This is a genomic window from Halorubrum sp. Atlit-26R, from assembly GCF_003666015.1.
In the GTDB taxonomy this organism is placed as follows: Archaea; Halobacteriota; Halobacteria; order Halobacteriales; family Haloferacaceae; genus Halorubrum.
In genome coordinates this window covers 1-702 of the sequence record NZ_QPLT01000228.1, presented here as the reverse complement: position 1 = coordinate 702, position 702 = coordinate 1, and the positions used below count along the sequence as shown (strand labels likewise).

Sequence of the window (702 nt, the reverse complement as noted above, 5' to 3'; positions counted from 1 at the left end):
CGCGCGCGTAATGTTCGACAGCCTGCCGTCAGTCGTCGACGTGGGGGCGGCACGTCCTCGCCCTTTTGTTGGTCTCATCTTGTCTACTGTCCGACGCCGGTGTGAGATCACTCTACGCGCTCGACGCTGCCGAACGCGCAGCTCACCGAACGCGGTTGGGGTTCACGAGGGGGGCGCGGGCGTCACTTAGCTGACGATGAACTCGCGAGGAGGAACTTCGCCACCGACTCGCTCCGTGCCCGCGCGCTCCAAGACTGCTCCGGAAATCATCGTGTTCGTCGAGGAGGCTCAATTGGGAGTACTTAGAGAAAGCTACAAACGAGGCGTAAGAGCACACACTCAGACTGCGTTACTGGTTGGCGGTGGGGCTCCTATGAGGAGTGTTCCCCCACGAGAGAGGGTACATTCACAGCCATATTCATGTTTCTAACAAGGCACATTTACAGCATGGACGATACCGAGGCCACGGAGAGTCAGTACAACCGCCCACCGTCCTACGCGCTGAGCGAGCGGCAACGCAACTACCTCACTAACGGCGAGACTGGAAGTTATCGAGAAAGCAAGCTTGAGGCTGACATCCAAGAGAAAGTTGAGGACCTAGGCCACCGCCTGGACCACCTCTTGAGCGACGTTGAGCTGCTCGCGCGGAACGGCTACCTCGACGAGGACTACTGGCAGGACGTGTGGCTGGCCCTTGTTGGA

Annotated in this window: 1 protein-coding gene; it reads left to right on the top strand. The window is 59.3% G+C overall.

Going from position 1 to position 702, the window contains the following annotated elements:
- Positions 1-447: 447 nt before the first annotated feature.
- Positions 448-702, top strand: a 255-nt coding sequence (locus DVK07_RS20275) for a hypothetical protein (RefSeq protein ID WP_147441282.1), incomplete at its 3' end; no start/stop codon positions are given.